Annotated in this window: 26 protein-coding genes, 4 tRNA genes and 1 pseudogene; 13 read left to right on the top strand and 18 right to left on the bottom strand. The window is 54.8% G+C overall.

What is annotated here, in order from left to right:
- Positions 1–9: 9 nt before the first annotated feature.
- The 6 genes from CER19_RS24415 to mgtE all read left to right on the top strand — a co-directional run bounded on the left by CER19_RS24415 (position 10) and on the right by mgtE (position 3,892).
- Positions 10–1,251, top strand: coding sequence for an aspartate kinase (locus CER19_RS24415; protein ID WP_116668287.1), 1,242 nt, complete (start codon positions 10–12; stop codon positions 1,249–1,251).
- A gap of 174 nt (positions 1,252–1,425) precedes the next feature.
- On the top strand, positions 1,426–1,614 hold the full coding sequence (gene csrA / locus CER19_RS24410) for a carbon storage regulator CsrA (protein WP_003175645.1): 189 nt from the start codon (positions 1,426–1,428) through the stop codon (positions 1,612–1,614).
- Between the two features lie 62 nt (positions 1,615–1,676).
- Positions 1,677–1,767 (top strand) — tRNA-Ser (locus CER19_RS24405).
- Positions 1,768–1,875: 108 nt separating this feature from the next.
- Positions 1,876–1,952 (top strand) — tRNA-Arg (locus CER19_RS24400).
- Positions 1,953–2,024: 72 nt separating this feature from the next.
- Positions 2,025–2,101 (top strand) — tRNA-Arg (locus tag CER19_RS24395).
- A 348-nt stretch (positions 2,102–2,449) separates the two neighbouring features.
- Complete coding sequence (gene mgtE, locus CER19_RS24390) at positions 2,450–3,892, top strand: magnesium transporter (protein ID WP_003193593.1); 1,443 nt, start codon at positions 2,450–2,452, stop codon at positions 3,890–3,892.
- Positions 3,893–3,994: 102 nt separating this feature from the next.
- Here the strand turns inward: mgtE and CER19_RS24385 are convergent, their stop codons facing one another.
- From CER19_RS24385 to CER19_RS24370, 3 genes are all read right to left on the bottom strand, one after another.
- Positions 3,995–4,321: an Arc family DNA-binding protein gene (locus CER19_RS24385; RefSeq protein ID WP_003193592.1), complete on the bottom strand. Its 327-nt coding sequence runs from the start codon at positions 4,319–4,321 to the stop codon at positions 3,995–3,997.
- A gap of 391 nt (positions 4,322–4,712) precedes the next feature.
- Complete coding sequence (locus tag CER19_RS29225) at positions 4,713–4,892, bottom strand: PA3371 family protein (RefSeq protein WP_116668286.1); 180 nt, start codon at positions 4,890–4,892, stop codon at positions 4,713–4,715.
- 11 nt (positions 4,893–4,903) lie between these two features.
- Positions 4,904–5,131, bottom strand: a complete 228-nt coding sequence (locus tag CER19_RS24370) for a hypothetical protein (RefSeq protein ID WP_116668285.1) — start codon at positions 5,129–5,131, stop codon at positions 4,904–4,906.
- Between the two features lie 323 nt (positions 5,132–5,454).
- Here CER19_RS24370 and CER19_RS24360 point away from each other — a divergent pair.
- A tRNA-Arg gene (locus CER19_RS24360) sits at positions 5,455–5,531 on the top strand.
- 127 nt (positions 5,532–5,658) lie between these two features.
- On the opposite strand, the gene CER19_RS24355 is transcribed toward CER19_RS24360, so the two are convergent.
- Both CER19_RS24355 and CER19_RS24350 read right to left on the bottom strand, forming a co-directional pair.
- Complete coding sequence (locus tag CER19_RS24355; RefSeq protein WP_099548190.1) at positions 5,659–6,192, bottom strand: hypothetical protein; 534 nt, start codon at positions 6,190–6,192, stop codon at positions 5,659–5,661.
- A gap of 193 nt (positions 6,193–6,385) precedes the next feature.
- Positions 6,386–7,003, bottom strand: coding sequence for a recombinase family protein (locus CER19_RS24350; RefSeq protein ID WP_116668283.1), 618 nt, complete (start codon positions 7,001–7,003; stop codon positions 6,386–6,388).
- 218 nt (positions 7,004–7,221) lie between these two features.
- Between CER19_RS24350 and CER19_RS24345 the strand changes: the two genes are divergently transcribed.
- Complete coding sequence (locus tag CER19_RS24345; RefSeq protein ID WP_256660530.1) at positions 7,222–8,337, top strand: TIR domain-containing protein; 1,116 nt, start codon at positions 7,222–7,224, stop codon at positions 8,335–8,337.
- 72 nt (positions 8,338–8,409) lie between these two features.
- Here CER19_RS24345 and CER19_RS24340 read toward each other — a convergent pair whose 3' ends face one another.
- The 7 genes from CER19_RS24340 to CER19_RS24315 form a co-directional block, all read right to left on the bottom strand.
- Positions 8,410–8,841, bottom strand: coding sequence for a hypothetical protein (locus CER19_RS24340; protein WP_116668281.1), 432 nt, complete (start codon positions 8,839–8,841; stop codon positions 8,410–8,412).
- 48 nt (positions 8,842–8,889) lie between these two features.
- Positions 8,890–9,501 (bottom strand): tail assembly protein, encoded by a 612-nt coding sequence (locus CER19_RS24335; protein WP_017529434.1) that lies wholly within the window; start codon positions 9,499–9,501, stop codon positions 8,890–8,892.
- Between the two features lie 9 nt (positions 9,502–9,510).
- Positions 9,511–9,855 (bottom strand): hypothetical protein, encoded by a 345-nt coding sequence (locus CER19_RS24330; RefSeq protein ID WP_116668280.1) that lies wholly within the window; start codon positions 9,853–9,855, stop codon positions 9,511–9,513.
- Between the two features lie 69 nt (positions 9,856–9,924).
- The gene (locus CER19_RS24325) at positions 9,925–10,758 is read right to left on the bottom strand and encodes a hypothetical protein (protein WP_116668279.1); all 834 of its coding nucleotides are present in this window, start codon (positions 10,756–10,758) and stop codon (positions 9,925–9,927) included.
- 26 nt (positions 10,759–10,784) lie between these two features.
- Complete coding sequence (locus tag CER19_RS28860; protein ID WP_165861670.1) at positions 10,785–10,961, bottom strand: hypothetical protein; 177 nt, start codon at positions 10,959–10,961, stop codon at positions 10,785–10,787.
- A gap of 461 nt (positions 10,962–11,422) precedes the next feature.
- Complete coding sequence (locus tag CER19_RS24320; protein WP_116668278.1) at positions 11,423–11,875, bottom strand: DUF2280 domain-containing protein; 453 nt, start codon at positions 11,873–11,875, stop codon at positions 11,423–11,425.
- Positions 11,876–12,492: 617 nt separating this feature from the next.
- On the bottom strand, positions 12,493–13,446 hold the full coding sequence (locus tag CER19_RS24315; RefSeq protein WP_165861669.1) for a potassium channel family protein: 954 nt from the start codon (positions 13,444–13,446) through the stop codon (positions 12,493–12,495).
- Between the two features lie 168 nt (positions 13,447–13,614).
- Here CER19_RS24315 and CER19_RS24310 point away from each other — a divergent pair, with 168 nt between their 5' ends.
- Positions 13,615–13,818, top strand: coding sequence for a hypothetical protein (locus tag CER19_RS24310; RefSeq protein ID WP_116668276.1), 204 nt, complete (start codon positions 13,615–13,617; stop codon positions 13,816–13,818).
- A gap of 20 nt (positions 13,819–13,838) precedes the next feature.
- Here CER19_RS24310 and CER19_RS24305 read toward each other — a convergent pair whose 3' ends face one another.
- The gene (locus CER19_RS24305) at positions 13,839–14,501 is read right to left on the bottom strand and encodes a DUF4145 domain-containing protein (protein WP_043050367.1); all 663 of its coding nucleotides are present in this window, start codon (positions 14,499–14,501) and stop codon (positions 13,839–13,841) included.
- A gap of 289 nt (positions 14,502–14,790) precedes the next feature.
- Here CER19_RS24305 and CER19_RS24300 point away from each other — a divergent pair, with 289 nt between their 5' ends.
- The 3 genes from CER19_RS24300 to CER19_RS24290 all read left to right on the top strand — a co-directional run bounded on the left by CER19_RS24300 (position 14,791) and on the right by CER19_RS24290 (position 15,960).
- A complete protein-coding gene (locus CER19_RS24300) occupies positions 14,791–15,009 on the top strand; it encodes a hypothetical protein (RefSeq protein ID WP_116668275.1) in 219 nt (72 codons plus the stop codon).
- A 121-nt stretch (positions 15,010–15,130) separates the two neighbouring features.
- The gene (locus CER19_RS24295; RefSeq protein ID WP_116668274.1) at positions 15,131–15,445 is read left to right on the top strand and encodes a hypothetical protein; all 315 of its coding nucleotides are present in this window, start codon (positions 15,131–15,133) and stop codon (positions 15,443–15,445) included.
- Positions 15,442–15,960, top strand: a complete 519-nt coding sequence (locus CER19_RS24290; RefSeq protein WP_065895885.1) for a hypothetical protein — start codon at positions 15,442–15,444, stop codon at positions 15,958–15,960. The genes CER19_RS24295 and CER19_RS24290 overlap by 4 nt, the downstream gene beginning before the upstream one ends.
- Before the next feature lie 468 nt (positions 15,961–16,428).
- Here the strand turns inward: CER19_RS24290 and CER19_RS24285 are convergent, their stop codons facing one another.
- From CER19_RS24285 to CER19_RS24270, 4 genes are all read right to left on the bottom strand, one after another.
- Positions 16,429–16,833: a hypothetical protein gene (locus tag CER19_RS24285; RefSeq protein WP_106118701.1), complete on the bottom strand. Its 405-nt coding sequence runs from the start codon at positions 16,831–16,833 to the stop codon at positions 16,429–16,431.
- 63 nt (positions 16,834–16,896) lie between these two features.
- The gene (locus tag CER19_RS24280; RefSeq protein WP_083203141.1) at positions 16,897–17,169 is read right to left on the bottom strand and encodes a helix-turn-helix domain-containing protein; all 273 of its coding nucleotides are present in this window, start codon (positions 17,167–17,169) and stop codon (positions 16,897–16,899) included.
- Positions 17,160–17,432: a hypothetical protein gene (locus CER19_RS24275; RefSeq protein WP_116668273.1), complete on the bottom strand. Its 273-nt coding sequence runs from the start codon at positions 17,430–17,432 to the stop codon at positions 17,160–17,162. Before CER19_RS24275 ends, CER19_RS24280 begins: the two co-directional genes overlap by 10 nt.
- A gap of 95 nt (positions 17,433–17,527) precedes the next feature.
- Positions 17,528–17,734, bottom strand: a complete 207-nt coding sequence (locus CER19_RS24270; protein ID WP_065895888.1) for a helix-turn-helix domain-containing protein — start codon at positions 17,732–17,734, stop codon at positions 17,528–17,530.
- 117 nt (positions 17,735–17,851) lie between these two features.
- On the opposite strand from CER19_RS24270, the gene CER19_RS24265 reads away from it, so the two are divergent.
- Positions 17,852–18,376: a hypothetical protein gene (locus CER19_RS24265; protein WP_116668272.1), complete on the top strand. Its 525-nt coding sequence runs from the start codon at positions 17,852–17,854 to the stop codon at positions 18,374–18,376.
- Here the strand turns inward: CER19_RS24265 and CER19_RS24260 are convergent.
- A pseudogene (locus CER19_RS24260) lies at positions 18,373–19,583 on the bottom strand (tyrosine-type recombinase/integrase). The gene CER19_RS24265 and the pseudogene CER19_RS24260 sit on opposite strands and share 4 nt — an antisense overlap.
- Positions 19,584–20,105: the final 522 nt, after the last annotated feature.

The following is a 20,105-nucleotide window of genomic DNA, read 5'->3' as shown; positions in this document are numbered from 1 at the left end:
GGCTTGGAAATGGCTTTGATCGTACAGAAATTTGGAGGCACCTCGGTCGGTTCTGTCGAAAGAATCGAGCAGGTCGCCGACAAGGTTAAGAAGTTCCGCGATGCCGGTGATGACCTGGTAGTGGTGCTGTCGGCCATGAGTGGCGAGACTAATCGCCTGATCGATCTGGCCAAGGCCATCAGCGGTGATCAACAGCCGCTGCCGCGTGAGCTGGATGTGATCGTCTCCACGGGCGAGCAGGTGACCATTGCGCTGTTGGCCATGGCGCTGAACAAGCGTGGCGTGCCAGCGGTGTCCTACACTGGTAGCCAGGTGCGCATTCTTACAGACAGCGCACATACCAAGGCGCGGATCCTGCAAATTGATGATCAGAAAATTCGTACTGATCTGAAAGCAGGGCGCGTGGTAGTTGTAGCGGGTTTCCAAGGCGTGGATGAGCACGGCAACATCACCACGCTGGGTCGTGGCGGTTCGGACACCACCGGTGTGGCCCTGGCGGCAGCGCTCAAGGCTGACGAATGCCAGATCTATACCGATGTGGATGGCGTCTACACCACTGACCCACGCGTCGTGCCAGTGGCCCAGCGGCTGGACAAGATCACCTTTGAAGAAATGCTGGAAATGGCCAGCCTTGGTTCCAAGGTGTTGCAGATTCGTGCGGTGGAGTTCGCCGGCAAGTACAACGTTCCGCTGCGCGTATTGCACAGCTTCAAGGAGGGTCCGGGCACCCTCATTACTATTGATGAAGAGGAATCCATGGAACAGCCGATCATTTCCGGCATCGCTTTCAATCGCGATGAAGCCAAGCTGACGATCCGTGGCGTGCCAGACACCCCCGGCGTGGCTTTCAAGATTCTGGGTCCTGTCAGCGATGCGAATGTTGAAGTCGACATGATCGTGCAGAACGTTTCGCACGATAACACCACCGATTTCACCTTCACCGTGCACCGCAACGAATACGAAGCGGCATTAAAAATCCTGCAGAACACTGCGAGCGAGATTGGCGCCCGTGAAGTGGTTGGCGATACCAAGATTGCCAAAGTGTCGATTGTAGGGGTGGGCATGCGTTCCCATGCTGGCGTTGCCAGCCGTATGTTCGGGGCCCTGGCCAAAGAGGGTATCAACATCCAGATGATTTCCACCTCGGAAATCAAAGTCTCGGTAGTGCTCGAAGAGAAGTACCTGGAACTGGCTGTACGCGCGCTGCATACCGCTTTTGAGTTGGATGCTCCGGCCCGACAGGGCGAGTGATGCGTTGCCAGGAAGGCGCGGTTTACCGCGCCTTTCATTTTTTTGTGGGGTACATGGTCTTTTGCATGGGCTCGACAATACTTAGCGAGTAGGGCTACGACCTTTTGGTTGTAGGTCGAATGCTTTTTTTTTGCAGACTGTTGTTCCTGAACTGAAATGCGTGAGGTGAAAGGTATGCTGATTCTGACTCGTCGTTGCGCAGAAAGCCTGATTATCGGTGATGGCGAAATCACCGTGACCGTGCTCGGCGTCAAAGGCAATCAAGTACGTATTGGGGTTAATGCTCCGAAAGAGGTGGCGGTCCACCGCGAGGAAATCTACCTGCGGATCAAGAAAGAGAAGGACGAAGAACCAAGCCTTTAATTTTTATCGTTTTTTATGTTTGCAAACGGGGAGGAACGTGGTTAATATACGCCCCGTGTTGCGGAGAGCTGGCCGAGTGGCCGAAGGCGCTCCCCTGCTAAGGGAGTACACCTCAAAAGGGTGTCGGGGGTTCGAATCCCCCGTTCTCCGCCATTATTTGCTTAGTACGTTGCAATCTGGTTTTTTCGGTAAGTTGTTGAAAATACTCGAAAAAATAGCTTTACATAGAGATTGAACGGCCTATAATGCGCGGCAACAAATGCACTCGTAGCTCAGCTGGATAGAGTACTCGGCTACGAACCGAGCGGTCACAGGTTCGAATCCTGTCGAGTGCACCATTTAAGAGTTAGTTGCAGCGATGCAGGTAGCTTGGCTTCAACCAGTTGTGATCTGGTCTAAAAACACAATCTGCACTCGTAGCTCAGCTGGATAGAGTACTCGGCTACGAACCGAGCGGTCACAGGTTCGAATCCTGTCGAGTGCACCATACAAACAAAAAGCCCGCCTAGTGCGGGCTTTTTGCCGTCTGGGGTTTGTGTAGGTTTTATCCGGCGTCCTCCTTTTTCTCCCTCCTCATGTGTTTTCCCCTGCGCCTGCGTCGTCGCAGTTTATAGATGCAGCCAATACTGAGCTTTGGCGTGCAAGCGCTTGTTCTTTCCAGTTTTTTAACGTTTAAAACGTCCGGGCGGTGTATCATGCGCCCGTCAGCCCCGCCGGGGCTTGTGGAATACCTCCATGGACTTACCCAGTAGTTACTCAGTACCCCGTTTTACCAATCATGAATTGACTGATTGATCCTTCCGGCGTGCCCCGCTGCTGGGAGTGGAGTTCGCCTATGACCGAAGTAGAAGTAAAGAAGACACAAGAAAGCCTGCAGGATCGTCTGGCTCAAGTTATCGAGCTGCTGCAGCGCCAGCGCGTGGTCGAAGACCTCACGCACCGCCAGGAAGGTCCGAACCACGACCGCGTCGAAAACCTGGTTCACCGGCAAAACCTCGTCGAGTTGCAACGCAAGCTCGATGACCTGCACTCCGCCGACGTCGCCTATATTCTTGAAGCCTTGCCGTTGGATGACCGACTGACCCTGTGGCAGCTGGTCAAGGCTGATCGTGACGGTGACATCCTTCTGGAAGTATCGGACTCGGTGCGTGAAACGCTCATCGCCGACATGGATGACCACGAGCTCCTGGCTGCCGCCAAGGAGATGGATGCGGACGAGCTTGCTGACCTGGCCCCTGAGCTGCCCCGTGATGTTGTCCATGAGTTGATGGAGGCGCTCGACACGCAGCAGCGTGAGCGTGTGCGTTCCGCGCTGTCGTACGACGAGGATCAGGTCGGCGCCCTGATGGACTTCGAGATGGTCACCATCCGCGAAGACGTCAGCCTGGAAGTGGTGTTGCGTTACCTACGCCGTCTCAAAGAATTGCCCGGCCACACCGACAAATTGTTTGTGGTCGACTATGAGGGGATTCTCAAGGGCGTTTTGCCGATCAAGCGCCTGCTGGTCAATGATCCGGAGAAAAAAGTTGCTGACCTGATGGCCAGCGATACCGTGAGCTTCCATCCGGACGAAGATGCCTACGACGCGGCCCAGGCATTCGAGCGTTACGACTTAATCTCGGCTCCGGTGGTGGATAAGAACGGCAAGTTGATCGGTCGTCTGACCATCGATGAAATCGTCGACTTGATCCGTGAGGAAAGTGAAACCGAAGTCCTCAACATGGCGGGTTTGCGTGAAGAGGAAGATATTTTCGCGTCGGTCTGGCGTTCACTGCATAACCGCTGGGCCTGGCTGGCTATTAATCTGATTACCGCGTTTATCGCTTCTCGCGTGATCGGGTTGTTTGAAGGCTCCATCGAGAAGCTGGTGGCCTTGGCGGCGTTGATGCCGATTGTGGCGGGCATTGGCGGGAACTCCGGGAACCAGACCATCACCATGATCGTGCGCGCCATGGCGCTGGACCAGGTCAGTACCGCCAATTCCTCGCGGCTGTTGCGCAAGGAGCTGGCTGTTGGCCTCATAAACGGATTGGTGTGGGGCGGCGTGATTGGCGTGGTGGCCTACTTGCTTTACGGCAGTTGGTCCCTGGGCGTGGTAATGACTGCAGCCATGACCCTAAACCTGTTGCTGGCGGCCTTGATGGGGGTCTTGATTCCCATGACCTTGGCGCGTCTGGGACGTGATCCTGCCATGGGTGCCAGTGTGATGATCACGGCCATGACTGACAGTGGTGGTTTCTTTATCTTCCTGGGCCTGGCAACGATCTTCCTGCTCTGACCTTTCCAGCGGGGGCAAACCTGCCCTCGCTTTGCTTCTTATTCCCCAAACTCCACGCAAAAAAAAGCCAGCACAGGGCTGGCTTCGGCTTTCAGGTGTCAATCAATTGGCTTCTGCGGCCGCCTCCACGTCGTGCGCGATAAGCGAGACGAGAGCATTTTGCTGGCGGTGGGAGAGCTGACGAAAACGCTGCAGCAGTTCGCGTTCGTGCAGTGACAGCTCGGGGCTGTCCAGGCGCATGCTCAACTCTTCACCCAAGGCACCTTCCTGAATAAGGCTTTGTTCCAGGCGTGCGATGATTTCGGAGTTCATGCTGCGGTGATGATTGCGAGCCACCTCGGCAATGCGTTCCCGCATTCCGTCTGGCAGACGTACGACGAATTTGTCAGCCGTACGGCTGGAATAAATTGCCTGTTTCAATGGGCGCATATATTTAACCGGTTAGTTCAGGGGAGCGGTTTCTGGAATTGGCCGCAAGATGAGTGTTAAGACAAGGCTCACGACCAAAGTTCAACCCGAATTGCAAAGAGGCCGCATCATGCCTCAGATTTGACATTTCATTGGCGTCAATTCTGTGACAAATATTGAACCGCCTACAGGCTTTATGCCAGTACTGATTTGCGTTTTTGCGGACTGGTTGGAAAAATTTCCCAGGACTGTGGCGAAGCTCGTCAATCCCCGCCCAAAGCCTGCGCGGCATCTGGGTTGGAGGGCGCCCGTCCTATAGCGATATGGCCCTTTGCCTTCAAGCTTAAGGTTAGTAGTTGTTCGCCTATTTAGGAGTGTCAGGCGACATAAGGTAGGGAAGAAGGGAGGAGGGCTAGCGAAGGAGTGGATCGAATTTGATTCGGCGACCCTTGATGAGTGCCATTATCAGTAGGCTGCCCAGCACGGCGCTTGCGACGAAGGCTAGGGTTTGGGCTTGTTGTGAGGTGGCTCCCAGGCCTAGTGCGACGGACATGAGGGTCAGGCACAGAAATAACCAGGCAGATTTGGACATGAATAATGTTCTCAGAAAACCCAATGCTCGGCCGCTGGGGCAGATTGAGTATCTTGGGTCAGGCGGATGGGGGGCTGGGGGTTGGCAGTCATCAGTGCCAGTTGAGGGCGCTGTTGCAGATGGTGGGGAATGGCTTGGCTGATTTGCGCGCCGTCTTCAGTATTGGTCGGCTGAAAATGAAACGTCACCACCGCGGCCAGTGCCACAGCGTTCAGTGCTAATAGAAGGGCGCTGTTCATAGTCATGGTCTCCACGGTGCCTGGAATGGTTGGTTTTGTGTTTATGACTTTGCAGGTGTCGTGCCAATCTATTTGATCAATAAAAACAAAGAGTTAGCTTTGTTTTTTGGGGTTGTAGGGTTGCAGTTTGCAATGATGGCATATGGGGGCAGTGCAATTTGCACGATGGCCATAGAAGCCTTGGTGGCTGAAGGAGGCTTTGAATGCGTGCGCAAGGATCGGCCTACATTCAAAATGCCAACGGACGACATGACAAAACCGGCCTCGGCCGTTAAGATGCACGCCGTCTGTCGCTGGCCTTTCTGGATAAGCGTTTGGCATTTGTCCCAGTAGCTCAATTGGATAGAGCATCCCCCTCCTAAGGGGAAGGTTGGCCGTTCGAACCGGCCCTGGGACACCATATAATTCAAGGCCTGTAGCCATTTATTGCGTTCCACCAGAACTTTGGTGACAGCAGGGTGGCAGCATCAGGCAAAAGAAAGCCCCGATCGGTTGTTCCTGATCGGGGCTTTTTTTGTGACCGGTAACTAAGGGATGGTTACTGATAGTCCAGAGTTCGGCCCGGGAGGCAGGCCCAAAACGGTGTCGATACCGGTCGTTGCACGCAGATCGTCCAGTAACTGTTGCGGATCAAATTTTTTGCCGATTATCGCCTCAGACTCTGCGCGGGGGTTTGCAGAGGGGCGCGCTCGGTAAGCAATGAGGTAAGGGATGTCTTCGGCCAGCGCCTTCAGGCACAGCCCCCGAATATAGAATCGGTTGAACTCACCTTCTGCAAGGGTATCTGGAGCTGTAACTGGGATTTGTGCTTGGGTAAATCCGCCGCTCGGCTTAGCTCGATTTTCATGGCTTTTGAGCAATCTTTGCTCTCGGATTTGACCTGCTAACCACACATCGGAGTGGTTTCCCGCTGCTTCTTTGAGGGTGTCTGGCCATAGCCGGCTACCTTCTTCGTTCAGCCGTGGGCTCGTGTAGATAGTCCCTTTATCCAGATCGAATGCTACTTCTTGGACCATATTTGCGCGGACATCCACATCCATGTCCCTGTACTCAAGACCCATGATTACTTTCCTTCGTTATCCATCGCAGGCAAGACCTTGCCCTCTTGAGGTGTAGGCCGGAAGTCAATCAACCGCCCTAGACATCGCCTACCGCGTCATCACTCCGACGCAGTCGATCTGACGCTAGCACTTTGATGGCTCAGCCTTCAATAGACTCAGATCAGTGCACATCGAGGAAGTGTTGCAAAGAATCTCAGGTTGATGCCAGGTCCCTAATCCTCAGCACGGTGGTGGTCGAGCAGTTGGCGTGCCGTGCCGTCGCGCGAATCCCCAGGCCGGCGCCGAGCAGCTCGGCCACGCGCTTGTGCAGATCGGCGTCCACCGGGCGCCCCTGGTACTTGCCGGCGGCCTTGGCCTTCTCGATGCCCTGGGCCTGCCGGTCGCGGCGTTGCTCGTAATCCTTGCGCGCGATCGCGGCCATCATTTCCACCAGCATTGAGTTGATGGCACCCAGCATCCGCCCGGTGAACTCGTCGCCCTTCGTGTCCTGCATTCCCTGGTGGCTGGTCGGCAGGTCGAGCGCGACGATGCGCAGGCCCTTGGAGTCGATAGCTGCCTTGAGCTTTTGCCAGTCCTCCACCGGGAGACGGGATAGCCGATCTATCGACTCCACCAGCAGCACGTCACCCTTGCGTGCGTCTTTCAGCAGGCGCAGCAGCTCCGGCCGGTCGGCGGTGGCGCCGCTGGCGTTCTCCAGGTACACGCTCGCAATGCCCTTGTTATGGTCGCTGGCGAACTGCTCGAGCGACGCGCGGGCGCGGCCGGCGTCTTGCTCTTCGGTGGATGCTCGGAGGTATGCGCGGATGAACATGATGGGTGCCTGTATCAGTTAGGGCGTTCTACTAATACTGTTGCACTTTGGGTGTTACTTATCAAGCGAAAAGCCCGAGAAAGGCAAAATAAGCCTGTATCTGGATAGGCATACCCTAGCGATTCGCTCAAGGTGCCAGTACATTGCCATATAGCTTAGGCGTCGTAAGGGTGAGTTTGAGGATTTGCCCTACTGTTGAATTACTAAGGGGAATGCACTTGACCGACGGCATACAAGACATATTGGACGGTATCGATAGGTTGGAGGAGTATCGGGAAAAGTCTATTAAAAAGCTGGAGGCAGCGCGGAAGCTTAAAGAAGCCGCAGAGTATGCATCAAAGTCGTTCTGCGGCTCATGGATGGGCTATCACTCTCGAATTTATTACCTCGATTTTCAAACTCCACCACCAGGGGAGCATTTTGATGCGCAGTGGGGATTTCAAGATGCTTATAGCAACAAGACTTCTGGCGAGTGGAGGGAGTACGCGTTTGATGGCGTTGTAGAGACTTTGAAAAGCCTTGCCGGAAATCCCGACATGAGTGCCGCCGAAAGCTTCAGTAAAAAAGGGCATGAGCTTTTCGATGAGGTCAAACGGGAAGCCGAATTGGTTATTAGGATTTTTTCCAAAAATGGAGATCCTTACGGGCAAACTTTGCTCGATGAGCTAGAAAAGCTCTCCCCGTTCGGTGAGCGCGCATTTGTCGACTCACTGAGACCGAAAGGGGCGCGCCTGGTCGGAGATGGCTTGGCAATGTCTCAAGGGACGCAGAAGCCTCCCCACGTGAAAGTTTTCATAGATGCGGTCGTGCTACTTGAGCCCGCAGCAGCAATGGAAAGGCTCATCCCTTTTTTGAAAAAGGCTTATTCTTATATGATCCGGTCCGCAAAAAAAGATTCACGTTCAAGCCTTGTTGGAACGAACGTTTTTATTGGGCACGGTCGGTCGCACGTGTGGCGTGACCTTAAAGATTTCGTTACGGAAAGGCTTAAATTGCCGTTTGATGAATTCAATCGCGTCCCCGTAGCTGGCATTACTAACATAGCGCGATTATCAGAAATGCTAGATTCCGCTGCGGTCGCCTTCATAGTGATGACAGCTGAAGACGAGCAGGTTGACGGTAAGATGGAGGCCCGGACCAACGTGATACACGAGGTAGGGCTTTTCCAGGGGCGCCTAGGGTTTACCAGGGCAATCGTGTTATTGGAGGAAGGTTGCGAAGAGTTTTCGAATATCCAGGGACTTGGCCAAATCCGCTTTCCGAAAGGCGATATCAAATCTAGGTTTGAAGAAATCCGCCAAGTGCTCGAGCGAGAGAAAATCATCGAGTCTTGAGTTGCGCAAATATCGAAAACAACGACGTGTGTAGGTTTCAACACACTGTGTTGTTTTCGACACGGTTGCAGGTCAAAGAGAGGTGGGGCGGATATCCAGGCCGACATTCGTGTCGCCACCGATCCGGAAGCGCTTTGTTTGTCCGGCTTTTAAAATGGTGGCTTGCTCCTTGAGCGTTCCTGACCAACTACACGTACCCGATCCACGCTCATCGGCTCCCAGGCCTACCAGGTGTTCGCCTGGCGTCACGTAAAGGCTGACCACTTCACCTGTATCGATCCTGGCGACGGCACGTCCGTCGATGTGAACAGCAACGAAGCATCCGCCACCGACGAAGCCGGTATCGCGCGCGATCTGAATGGTCGAGTACGGATCTGCAGGTTTCTTCCCGAAAGCCGTAATCCTGTCACCAGGGACTGGCCTGGCCTGGTCGAACGGTACGGGGGTTGTAGAACATCCGCTCAACAGTGCAACTAGAGCTGCAACAACGGTAATTTTCAGCATGAGAGCTCCTTTCCATGAGGCGGCCACTTTAGCACCGCCACAGGGGGCCTACATCTGGTCTTCGGCGTAGATGGCTGCGCTGATGATCGCGCCACCCCACCGTCGATGACCGCAACACAGCGGGACCGGGTTGCCGGAAGCCGTGGTGTTCTTCGCCGATCCGAACGCATATCCGGCCACGTTCTCCGGCGCCGCGCTAGTCTTGAGTCCTCCGGCCTGAGGGCTGAGCATTTGGATTACGCCCCCCAGAGCGAGAGACGCGCCCATCATCATCATCCCTGACGTAAACGGCGTAGCCGTGCCGCCAGAAGCGTAAGTAAGCACTGCACCGACCGCGAGCAGTACAACGCCGACGATAGTTTGTAGAACGCCACCTCGTTTACTCCCGACGATAACAGGCGAGATGATGATGTCGCCGGTGCCCTGGTATCCCAGCTCCTTTGCGCCAATATTTTTTTTGCCGCGAAACACGGCAAACTCCAAACCGCGCGACTTAGCATTAGAGATAAAGCGCTCAAGGCCCGGAATCTGTACACACAGTGCCTTGATGGCTTCGGCAGGCGAGCGAACGGCCAGGTGGTATACCTTTCCGAACTGCCGGAGCTGGCCATATAGCTTAATTGTGGTGAGTGGGGCGTATTCGATTGCTGTAGCGGCCATGGGGGCCTCCTATGGATTGGTGGATGGGGCGGGCAGCCCAAGACGAATGGCGAGTACTGCACGCGACATATGCGCCTGGTCGATGGCCAGTTGCTCTTGGCGTGGGTCGTAGTTCCACACCCGGTTGTAGATCGCCTCACTGGCCCGGGCGCCGCGGAATGTTCCGCGCATCAGGTCGGCTGACACCCTGGCCTCTTCCTCAGTGAAGTAGGGGCCGTCGATGGTTACTTGCTGACCATTGCGGACTTGTTGAACCTCCCACACCAGATAGCCGGCGTCAGGTCCTTGTATCAGCTCGTAGGGTTTGAACTTCTGCGTGCTGCACGCTTCAGTAAAGCGTTCTTGAAAGGTCATGTCTTCACACTCACAGAGTCTGCCGTTGATCGGCGCCACCAATACTTGCGTAGCGCACGGGTGCGACAGTTAGGCCGCTTCGGATTGATCAGGAGACGCTTTTGCGGAGGTGCGAGAGGGCATTTTTGCCAGCCATTCGCGAAGCGCTTCGGAGCCCTCACAGCCCGATCGCCACTTCTCAAATCGGCCGGTGTACCCATTCGAATTAGCAACCATGCCGCTCAGTGCGACACCGGCATTGGAGGCTGTGGCTAGCACGTCATCGTAGATCGCTAGCATCTGCTTGAGCCCTTCAATGTCTTCGGCGCGCGACGCGGCAATGCCTGCGCGCGAAAGGCTGTCAGCCGCCTCTGGCGATAATCCGGAGAGCATTGGGTTTGCCCTGAGCACCGCCTCTACAACGTCGGGGTGACTACCTGCGCGCGCTTCAGCTACTAGCCGTTGACGTTCCTCCGGCTTGAGGCCGCGCACGATAGCTCGCAGCTCCTGATCAGCCAGGAAACCAACAACGTCCGAGCTAGCGCGAGGCGTGACCGGAGCAAAGCCGTTGACCACTGTTTGGGCCAGCGTCAGCATATCCTTTGCCGCCTTTTCCATAGCCGGCATCAAGGCAGGAACGATCCCGTCAATCTGCTCCTTGCCCTTGCGCTCGATAGCCGCGGCGTTGAGGTCTTTGTTTCCGCGAATCGAGAGAATTTCCTCTCCAAGGTCCTTGAAAGTCTCCAGCGCCAAGCCCTGTAAATGGCGAACTGACTTCAGTAAGCCGCCGGCCTGCCAGGTGCCTTTCGTGCCGTCGGGTCGCTGAATATTGAATGTTCGGGCCTCTACCTGGGAGTGCTCGTATTCGGAGTAATGGAGGTTGGCCAAGCCAACCTTGAGGACGGAGCGTTTGCCGATTTTCATTGAGTTACCTTTGATGTGTGGGCCGGTTAAGCGGCGTCGACGTGAAGCGGGCGGTTCTCAACAAGCGCGATCAGCAGAGCGCTTGCCTGAACGCTGCCTTGTTCGGCTGCCGAACGCAGACGACTCCACGCGGCATTGATTTCGGCACGGGTCGGTTTGGCTTGTGGGCCGCGGGGTTTGGTAGAGCTGGCGCTGACTGACATGATCAATCCTCTGTGAGCTGTTGAAAGCCTTGCATTGCTCACATTAGGCAGTATCTGGCCGCATATCCAGTGCTTTTAGGGTGCACCTCAGGTGCTACACAGAACGGGATTGAATGGGACTGAAATAGTTGGTTTTGGCGCGACTGGAGAGGGCGTTTTTGTTGCATTAAGTCGATGGCAGTCAAAGTGATACATGGCCGGAATTTCGGCTCAGTCCGACCTCAGATTGAGGCCGGAGCGGGGAGAGCTGACATCCCATTTCGGTATGTCAGGTTTCCGCGCCACGTTTTGCGAGATATGAAAACGTGGCGCGGATTTGATGTGTCCAGATTTGGACGCATCTCGGTATTCGCTGAGCGGTCGTCGAGCAGTCGTCGAATGTTCGTCGATATGTCCAACCCCCAATGGGGGGCTTTCATGGGGTGTTTCCCCAATGGGGGAATACCTGCTCCGACCTGCTGTCAGGCGTCCTTGTGCGGCGCCAGTACGAATTCAACCGCCACGCGGTCTGCGGGCTCGGCTTGGCCGGCGTCAGTCTTGGCCCTGCGGCTAATGTAGATGTCCCCGCACTCCTTGGCCGCCTGCTCCATCAGCTTCATTGCCATCACCATGTGCCCGCTCGCCTCGGCCTCTTCAAGCATCCGCCCAAGCGCGCGCAGCCTCATGGATCGGTTGGCGATCGGCTCCTTGACCACCTCAGACCGGAAACCGTCCCTGGTGTCTTCGAACAGCGTCACCCAGCGCTTGGCCAGGCCCTTGCTGCTCTTGCGTGTCGGGTCGTGGGTCTCGACCTGCTGGCGCGACACGACCACGCCGAAGCCATCCTTAACGGCGGTCGCGACCTGTGAGGGGGAGTCGAAGCACGCCAGGGACTGGACGATAAAGGCTTTGATTTCGTTGTTGAGCGCGGCCATGGGCTGGAATCTGTCTAGGGTCTGTCAAGAATCCTCATGGTTGCCCAGGCGGCGCGCAATGGCAATGCCCAGCAGGCGCACCAAGCCTCGTTTAACGTTAGGTAACGGCGAACTAACGTTAGAAGCGTTACCGGGGATCTGCCGGGATATCCGACACTTCTGGCTCCACACTTTTGCGGAGTCGCCATTTTAGGATCGTCTCGCACGCAGTCAGGCCATACGGTCCGATTCGGCTCATATGGTCTGTCTCGCAATAATTGAAATTACCTGGCGAATAGTTCGGCCTGGCATCAGGGAATTCCCTCAGATCTGAGGGATTCTCCAATGTGTGGATTCCTACACTGCGTGTTGCTTTCCACACTCTGTAGCTTTTCCGCCACGCTCAGTGAGACCAAATCGTCTCAATGAGACAGGTTCAGCTCACTCGCCGGGGCTATCACACCTGTCGACAATTGATATCAGTTCTGTTGCTGCATGGTTATATGCTTGAATTGGTCTGCTGTTAGGGTTAGGAGGCCGTAAGCAGATTAGTTAATGCGAGTAAGACCATTCGCTCTGTCTGGAGTGAATCAAGTTATTGAGGTCTTTCCAATTAAATATTTACCTCCATCATGTGTCTATTCAGTCGGTCCAGTATCATTTACGATTTTATCGATTTCTGTACGATAGTGCGCGCAGAAGTCGAGACTGTATTTTAGTAAAAAATAGAGATTAATATAAGGATCGACGATGTTTCCTGTGTTTTCGAGTTTTGGATCTTCAGTACTTTCAGAGATTATTTCTGCGGCAAAGGCCCCTAGTGTCACATCTCCTGCAGTGGTGGATTCGCCCTTTATTATGATTTCTGAGCAGTCAAGACTGTTGCTTGTGTAAATAAACTCCAGGCACGCTGTCTGTAGTGAGGGCCACTCTCTCATTGGTGCAAAGTTCATCATGTCCTTAATTGCGGATATTAAAAGATGAAGCTCTTTAAAATATGCTACGACAGCGCTTGTTTGGAATGAGTCTTTCCTTAGGAGCGATGGTTTGTGTAAGTCGCGAATGTCGTTAAACGAAAATTTAAATTTTTCAGCTCCGTTAAGGCCCAGCATGGAATCAAAAGAGTAGTCGACTCTACCAGTTATTGGAGTGCAGACCGTCCAAACTCTTAATACGTAAAGCTTCAGGTGATAGCTGACTATTGAATCCTGATTGAGCATAAGTGCTTGGCTGGTCTTGAAATGTTTAAGTTTTTCTTCAAAGTTCTGTTTTGTTCGTTCGGCTTGAGCTGATCGTTCAGAAATAGTGTAGGAACAGGCGTTAAGGAATAGTCCGGCACACAGCGCTCCCATTATCACTTCAAAGGCTACTAGAAGCTTTGTAAGTAGTGTTACTGGGTAGATGTCGCCAAATCCTAAAGTGGTTATAGTTACAATGCTAAAGTACAAGAATGTCCAGAAGTCCGAAGGGTTGTTGTTGAATTCACTACCTCCAATGAAAAAGTATAGTGTCGCAAATATCGGCATAAGACATAGAAAAAAAGCCCCTATGTAAACTGGCCTAATAAAGAAGCCGGCAATGTAGTTTTTCATGAAATCCATTTTCCAATTGGTTTGAATTTTTTTGATTCTACTTGAATCTGTCGCTATACCAGAACTACATAGAGCGCGACAATTCACTGCCTTTTCGCGTGTATGTAGGGTTTTCACCTGGCACGGCGTCGAGATACCCTGAGAAGTCAGGACATCTCCGGAGCCCCTATGTCAGTCATCGATTGCGATTATCTGCCCGACCCATCCAAGACCACGTTCCCGCCCGAACTGGCGCTGCTGATCGTGCGCAAGGCTGCATCTATGGCCGAGGCGTTCGAACAGCAGGCTCTGGACCAACTGACCAAGGACGCTATCTCGGCAATATCCGCCGGCGCCGATCCGCGCCAGGTGATCAGGCAGCTGAGATTATAACGCCCATGCCGTCCGAGAGCTCATTGCAGGGCCATAGCCAAGAATCTCTCAACGTCGTCAATCATCCCCTTCACCTCTGCAGCCGTAAATTCTTCCGGCTTGCCATGAGCCGCGCTGTTGCGAGTTCCTGCCAAGGCCGTGATTCGTTTTTTCTGAGTGGCGTTATAAGCGTTCGCTCTAGCCAGATCGTCATTCATTTTGTTGAGGCTGCCGTGCTCTATCCCGTGCGCTGTACATAGATCGCGCAGGGTCGTCTCAAGCACAACTCCTGCAATGACCGCTGCAGCTGTTGCATACCCAGATTTGAGCAGCTCCTCGGCTTGCTCCAGTTCGCTGGTGAACACTTCTGCCTGCACCAGGTTGCGAACGCTGTTGAGGTAGCCACCTTCATAATCTTCTTTGGCTGCCAGAAAGACGGCCTTAACGCGCTGAAGCGTTTCGAAATTGTTTGAGTAGGGGCGCGGCTTCTCTGCTTCGACGAAAGCGGACAAATGATACGATTTTTCGCCACACGCATTTGATAAAAGCGACTTCGCTTTGACAGTCCAGTTGAGAATTAGGTCGGCGTTAATGTGCGGGTATGGGGATCCGCTCAGAGCGCCTTGCTCCATCCTCTTGGTCGCCTCGATAGCTTCGAGTTGCACCTCAAGTTCGCCGAACCGTTTTTCCAAAAGCCTCGTCATGTTCAATTCCCTTTCCGTCTTGGCGATTTTTCTGCATCGATACTCGCTTGCCTTCCTGTGTATTAGCAACAGCGCTGAATTTCCTAGCTGGTGTTGATTGTGGGAGCGGAACCCTTTTACGACTCCCTCGCAAAACTACCGGGATTTCAGTAGAGGCCACGCGAACCCGTGTTATCTCGGCCGTGCAGATAACCCAGATTTGGGGGATGCAATTATTTTGCACACCCTATTGCGTTACCGGTAATGCCGTGACAGTATGATTTCACGTTACCGGTAATGAGGAATTCAGATGGCAGACAAACCCGAAAGCCCGAACACGTTGCGCCAGCGAGCATTCAAGGAGCGTCAGAAAGCAGGGGGCTACAAGAACACCACGGTGTGGATTCACACAGAGACGGAGCAGGAAGGTAAGCAGGCGGCACGCGATGGGAAGCCACTCAAGCCGATGGAGTCGAAAGACCCCTTGAGCTGGGCGGCAGGCTGGATCAGCGAGAAGGGTAAGCGCTAATCGGCTGAAACCTTAGCCGATCGAATCGATGGTCCAGGTTTGGGCCATCTCAGAAGAGGTGCCAAGCCGCTGCGCTAACAGCGGCCTGGCGATCACACGACGAAACTTGAAGGTACACGTCATGCAACTATACCAAAATACCAGTAGCCCACTGAAACGCCAAGACAATCACGCCGCCGGGGTCCAGCGCAGCATTCAAGAGGTCGCCCATGACGCGCTTGAGGACCTTGAAAGCGCCCAGATAGCCCTACGCAAAGTTGAGGCGGTTCTCTACGCTGCGTTGGCAGACAAGGGCACCAGTCAGCACGTCCGCAACTTGGTAGACGTCGCATGGAACTTGGCTGCTGACGGCGCCAACACCGCCGACTGTAACCGCGAGCAAATCGCCGCCGCGCTGTCCGGGTGTGCTGCGCTGGGCGCCGGGGGTGATCAATGAGCCGCTCCCACAAGGCAATCGCCGAGACTGCCGTCCAGGATCTGTACGAAGTGACCAGCGCCTTCGATAACGTGAGCGCAATATTCACGCTGATGCTTGAGACCTTCCCCGAAGACAGTACGCCTCACGCGCTCGCGCAACTGGGCACCCTCGCCCTAAAGGACTGGTATTCCAAGGTTTATCAGTGGTGCGAGTGCATGGAAAACGAACTGGATGATGCGAACGCGGAGGCGCAAAAGGCGCCGCCGTTGTCCCACTACCTGCTGGATCAGCGCAGTAACGAAGTGGTCGAGGCGATTTCTGCCGAACGCACACACGCTACCCGGTGGTGGACGCACTTGAACGAGATGCGGCGCCGCAAGGAGCTGCCAGAGTGGGTAGCGGCGGGCATCGGCACGCATGATGAACACGATCTGATGCTGGAGAGCCGGAAGGCTGTCAATCGGTCCATTTTCGGTTCGGATGACCTGGGCGGCGATCAACCCTACAGGGCAATTCCACTGGACCAAGCCTGAAACAACGAAACTTTCGTGGTATCAAGGGCACTACCCCGTCACAGGGTGGTGCCCTTTTTCATTTGTTGGCGGTGGGTGCCTTCTCAGCGAGGTAGATAAGGTCCTTCCTCACTTCCTCGGCACACGGTCTGCACATTCCGATCTTTGTCCAAGGCAACCAGTCGATAACAAGGAAAGTGAAGCCTCCGATACGCTTACATTTCCCTGCATACCCATGGGTGCATCGGGCCTGTTGGTACGTCTGTGGTCCCATCTTATTAACCCCTGGTGGTGGTAATTTAATAAGGGTGGGATATTTTCCTTCCAGCTACACCGCTGGAGGCCCCGGTTTTATTGAAAGGTAGTAGGAAAAAATCCCAGTACCCCGGCACTCAAGAAAACTAACGGGACGCAACGGGACAGCTAAAGGTCGATGACTGGGAAAAATTCCCACTACTCGACGGAAAAATTCCCACCGAAAAACTCGAATTACACGAACTTGAAGCGTGGCGGGCCAGGCCCTATTTCCAGATCCTTTCCAGGGCAGTCGTCTATCGCTGCCCAGGTGATCGCGTACAGCGCGCAACGAGCCATTCCCTGCTCCCTGCCTCCTTTGCGGTTCTCCCTGGTGCGAATGATCAGCCCGGCGTCCATCAGCTCGGCCAGGGCAGAGGAAAGCGTCTTTGCGTCCATGGGCTTACCCTTGGCCATCATTGAGGCTGTGCACGACAGGTCGCCGTTGTTGCGGCCGTTGTAGTTCCTGGCCAGCTTGATCAGCACGGTCACGGCTTTTGTCGACAGATTGTCGAAGGCGTCACTGATCAGCAGTCGATAGGGCAAGGCCAGTACTCGACCACCGCCGAAGTCGACCTTGTATTTAGTCTTTCTGGCCATTCGGCAACTCGCAGGCAGGCACACACCGACGCCCTCGGGAATGAGGGCGTCTACGCGGCTCGTTTACTGGCTTTCCTTGGTAAGGACGTACAGACCGACCCGGTGCGGTCGCCTGCCTGGTGCGGCGGTCTGGTAGCACCACTCCGTCATGATCGCCCACCCTTTGCGCCTCAGGTGTCGGATCGTGGAGGGCGGGTGAACGATATCCAGGGAACGTGCGGCGTCGATGGAGGACACCGGCCCGGCCTTTAGGGCCTGAATCATCCTGAGGGCTTGCGCCTCTGTTGAGTGGCTGTCCGGGTCTGGCTGGGCGGGCTCGATTGGTTCTACGCGCATTTGGCGACCCTCCACAACGCAGCGGCCTTGGGCGGCGGCGTGAAGTCATCAGGCAATTGCATGAGGCTGCGCGCGAGGACACGGTACCGCTTGCCCTCGACCACCATCAGCCAGTGGTCGCCGTCGGCGTGTAGTAGGAGACCGGACCGCCCAATCAGGTTGGCGCGCTCCGGGGTCAGGATCAGCGCGCGACGGCCGCTGACCAGGTTGTGTGCCTCGCTGGCGCTATTGGCGGCGCTGGCAGTAGAATTGATCAGTCTCATCTGTGGCTTCCCAAAGCATTCCGATGTGATACGTCGGGCCGGTGTTGGTAGCACCGGTTCGACAACCCCCTCTAAGGCCATCCCAGGCCGAGCCTTCACCGAGCACCAGCCTTCGCGGCGCGCTCAACAAAAGCCTTCAGCTCCGACACCAGAATCAGACGACGACGACCGATCTTGAAAGCCTTCAGGTCGCCGGCGGCGATAGCCTTATAGATGCCGGTCCGAGTGCAATCCGTAATCCGTGCCGCCTCATCAACCCCGAGGGAGATTTGAGACGGGTCAACCTGTAGCGCTGCATTCATTTTGTTTCCCCTTGATCGTTCCGTTGGTCTGTATGATACTGAATGGAACGTAAGCATCCTATTTGTAAGTAACACGATCTGCAAGCAAAAAGTTTGTAGACGAGTCGAGGCCCGTCAATGTCAAATCGGTCAAAAAAAGTTGTGCTGTCTGCCAGGGTTGCGCCTCACCTAAAAGATGGCCTGGAACTGTATGCACGGGTCAAAAATATAAAAATTGTCGAGGCGGTAGAGGAGCTGATTGAGCGGGCGCTCGAGGAGGTGAATATCCCGTCTCCGCTTCGAAGCCTCTCTGGTGATCGAAGCAAAGTCCCTGTTTCGACAATCATTAGCTGGCTGTGGGATCCAGACCCAATAATTTTCAAGCTGAGGCTCGCGAATGTGAGCCCTGAACTGGTAGATAAAGAGACCTACCTCGTGTATGTCGAGACAACCAGCAACAGATTCAAAGGGGACGTGGATATTTTCGAGGATGTCCGCAGGCGTGCCCCTTATCAGGACGTCTACCACAAGGCATCACTCAATCTTGAGAGAGTTCGTGAGGAGTGGGATGACCTGGTCGCTTATGCGAAGTCCATCGAGGCGAACAAGCCGATTATGGTCGATTACGAAGTTTGGCTTCGCATGATCAGGCCTGAGGCCTAGAGAAGGTCGACTGCTGCGGCCTTGGTGCCCGGCGCCAAGTGCGCGTAACGCAGCGTCATTTTGATATCGGCGTGTCCCAACAGGTCCCGCACCGTGTTCAGGGGCACTCCAGCCATTACCAGGCGTGACCAAAGTCGTGCCGCATATCCTGCCAGCGGAAAGCCTCGATATTCGCCCGCGCCAGAAGCTTGAGCCAGGCGCTTTTCACATCTTCAAAGCGGCCGCCGTCCTGCCCGGGGAACACATACTGGGAATCTCCACTCTGTTTTTTCCAGTCGTTCAGCACTCCGAACGTCTCTTTGTTCATCGGGATGTGCCGCGTGTCGGCTGTTTTGGTGGTGTCGCCGGCGACGGTCACCGTCCTGGTTTCGAAGTTCACGGCCGGCCATTTCAGATCAAACAACTCGCCGCGCCTCATGCCCGTATTCAGGGACACCAGCACCATTGGCTTCAAATGATCCGTGTACGGAATCTGCAGCAGGCTTGCCAACTGCTTTTTCCCTCGATCTGCGCGCCACTTGTTCGCCGTCTCGCGCTCGGTGCGCGCCTCATCCTGGCGGGCGTCCAGCGCCTTCCGCAGGCGCTTAGCCTCTTCTGTGCTTAGGTACCGGATAATCCCGTTGGAGTCGACCTTGAGCTGTTTCAGCTTGGCCAGGGGGTGATCCGCGATGTAATCCCACTCTACTGCGCGACTGAATACCCCGCTAATGGAGCCCATTTTGCGGTTCACCGTTGAAGCCTTGTTGCCGGCCTGCATCCATCCGGTACGGATCTGCTCCAGATCTCGACCGGTGATGTCGCCCAGGCGCCGAGACATGATCGCTTCGAAATTGTTGTCGAGCGTGTGCAAGGTCTTTTCATGGCCTTTGTGGTGGGCCTTGAACCACGGCATATAGGTGTCGTCGATGAATTCACGCAGAGACGGTAGGGCGATGCCCTTTCGGCCCTGGGCGACTGCCAGGGGCTCGCCGTGGGCGTGCGCGTCGGCAAGATATTGGGCGGCCTCGGTTCGGGCTTGATCAAGCGTTAGGACGCCAACGCGCCCCAGGGTTGCGTTCTTATTGCGCCCCCAGGTGACCATGTACGACTTGTGTCCGCTGGGCAGCACGCGGATGAAGAAACCCGGTTGCACGGTGTCATGCACGCGGTATGCTTTCGGCTCGGCGGCCAGGCTGCCGATCAGCTTTTGAGTGATTTTGGTTTTCAAGGGCTCGACCGTGACAGCAGGGTGACAGCAAAAAACACTATACCGTTGTGTTCCGCTGTACTCAATGGAACTAAAAGCCCTTTATTTACAGGTGCGGCCCTTTGTTTGCTGGCTCTATTTTGACCCTCCTAAGGGGAAGGTTGGCCGTTCGAACCGGCCCTGGGACACCATCTCTGTAAAGCTTTCCCCTCTTGGTATTCGCCTGTCTCAACAAGCAGTCATTCTCGTTCCTCGCTTGTGCAGGTCTCAGCCGCGCTTATTTCGGTTGCGACCCAGGTGCATTTGTGTGGGTAGGGGATAATTCACGCCCCTAGGCTGTGCGCTCCTTCTATATAGAAGAGGCGGTGAGGCACTTTGGTTTTTATGGGGTAAGTAAGTGTTTCGCTTTTTTCAAGATAAGGGGGTTGACGTTCATGGCGATCCCTGTAGAATTCGCCTCCCGCTTACGAGAGATCGCAAGCGCAAGTGGTTGAAGTTGTTGAAGAAATCTTCGAAAACTTCTGAAAATAACCACTTGACAGC

Source organism: Pseudomonas sp. GL93 (assembly GCF_003408955.1).
Taxonomy (GTDB): Bacteria; Pseudomonadota; Gammaproteobacteria; order Pseudomonadales; family Pseudomonadaceae; genus Aquipseudomonas; species Aquipseudomonas paracarnis.
The sequence above is the reverse complement of the archived record's forward strand: the minus strand, read 5'-3'. Positions and strand labels throughout refer to the sequence as shown.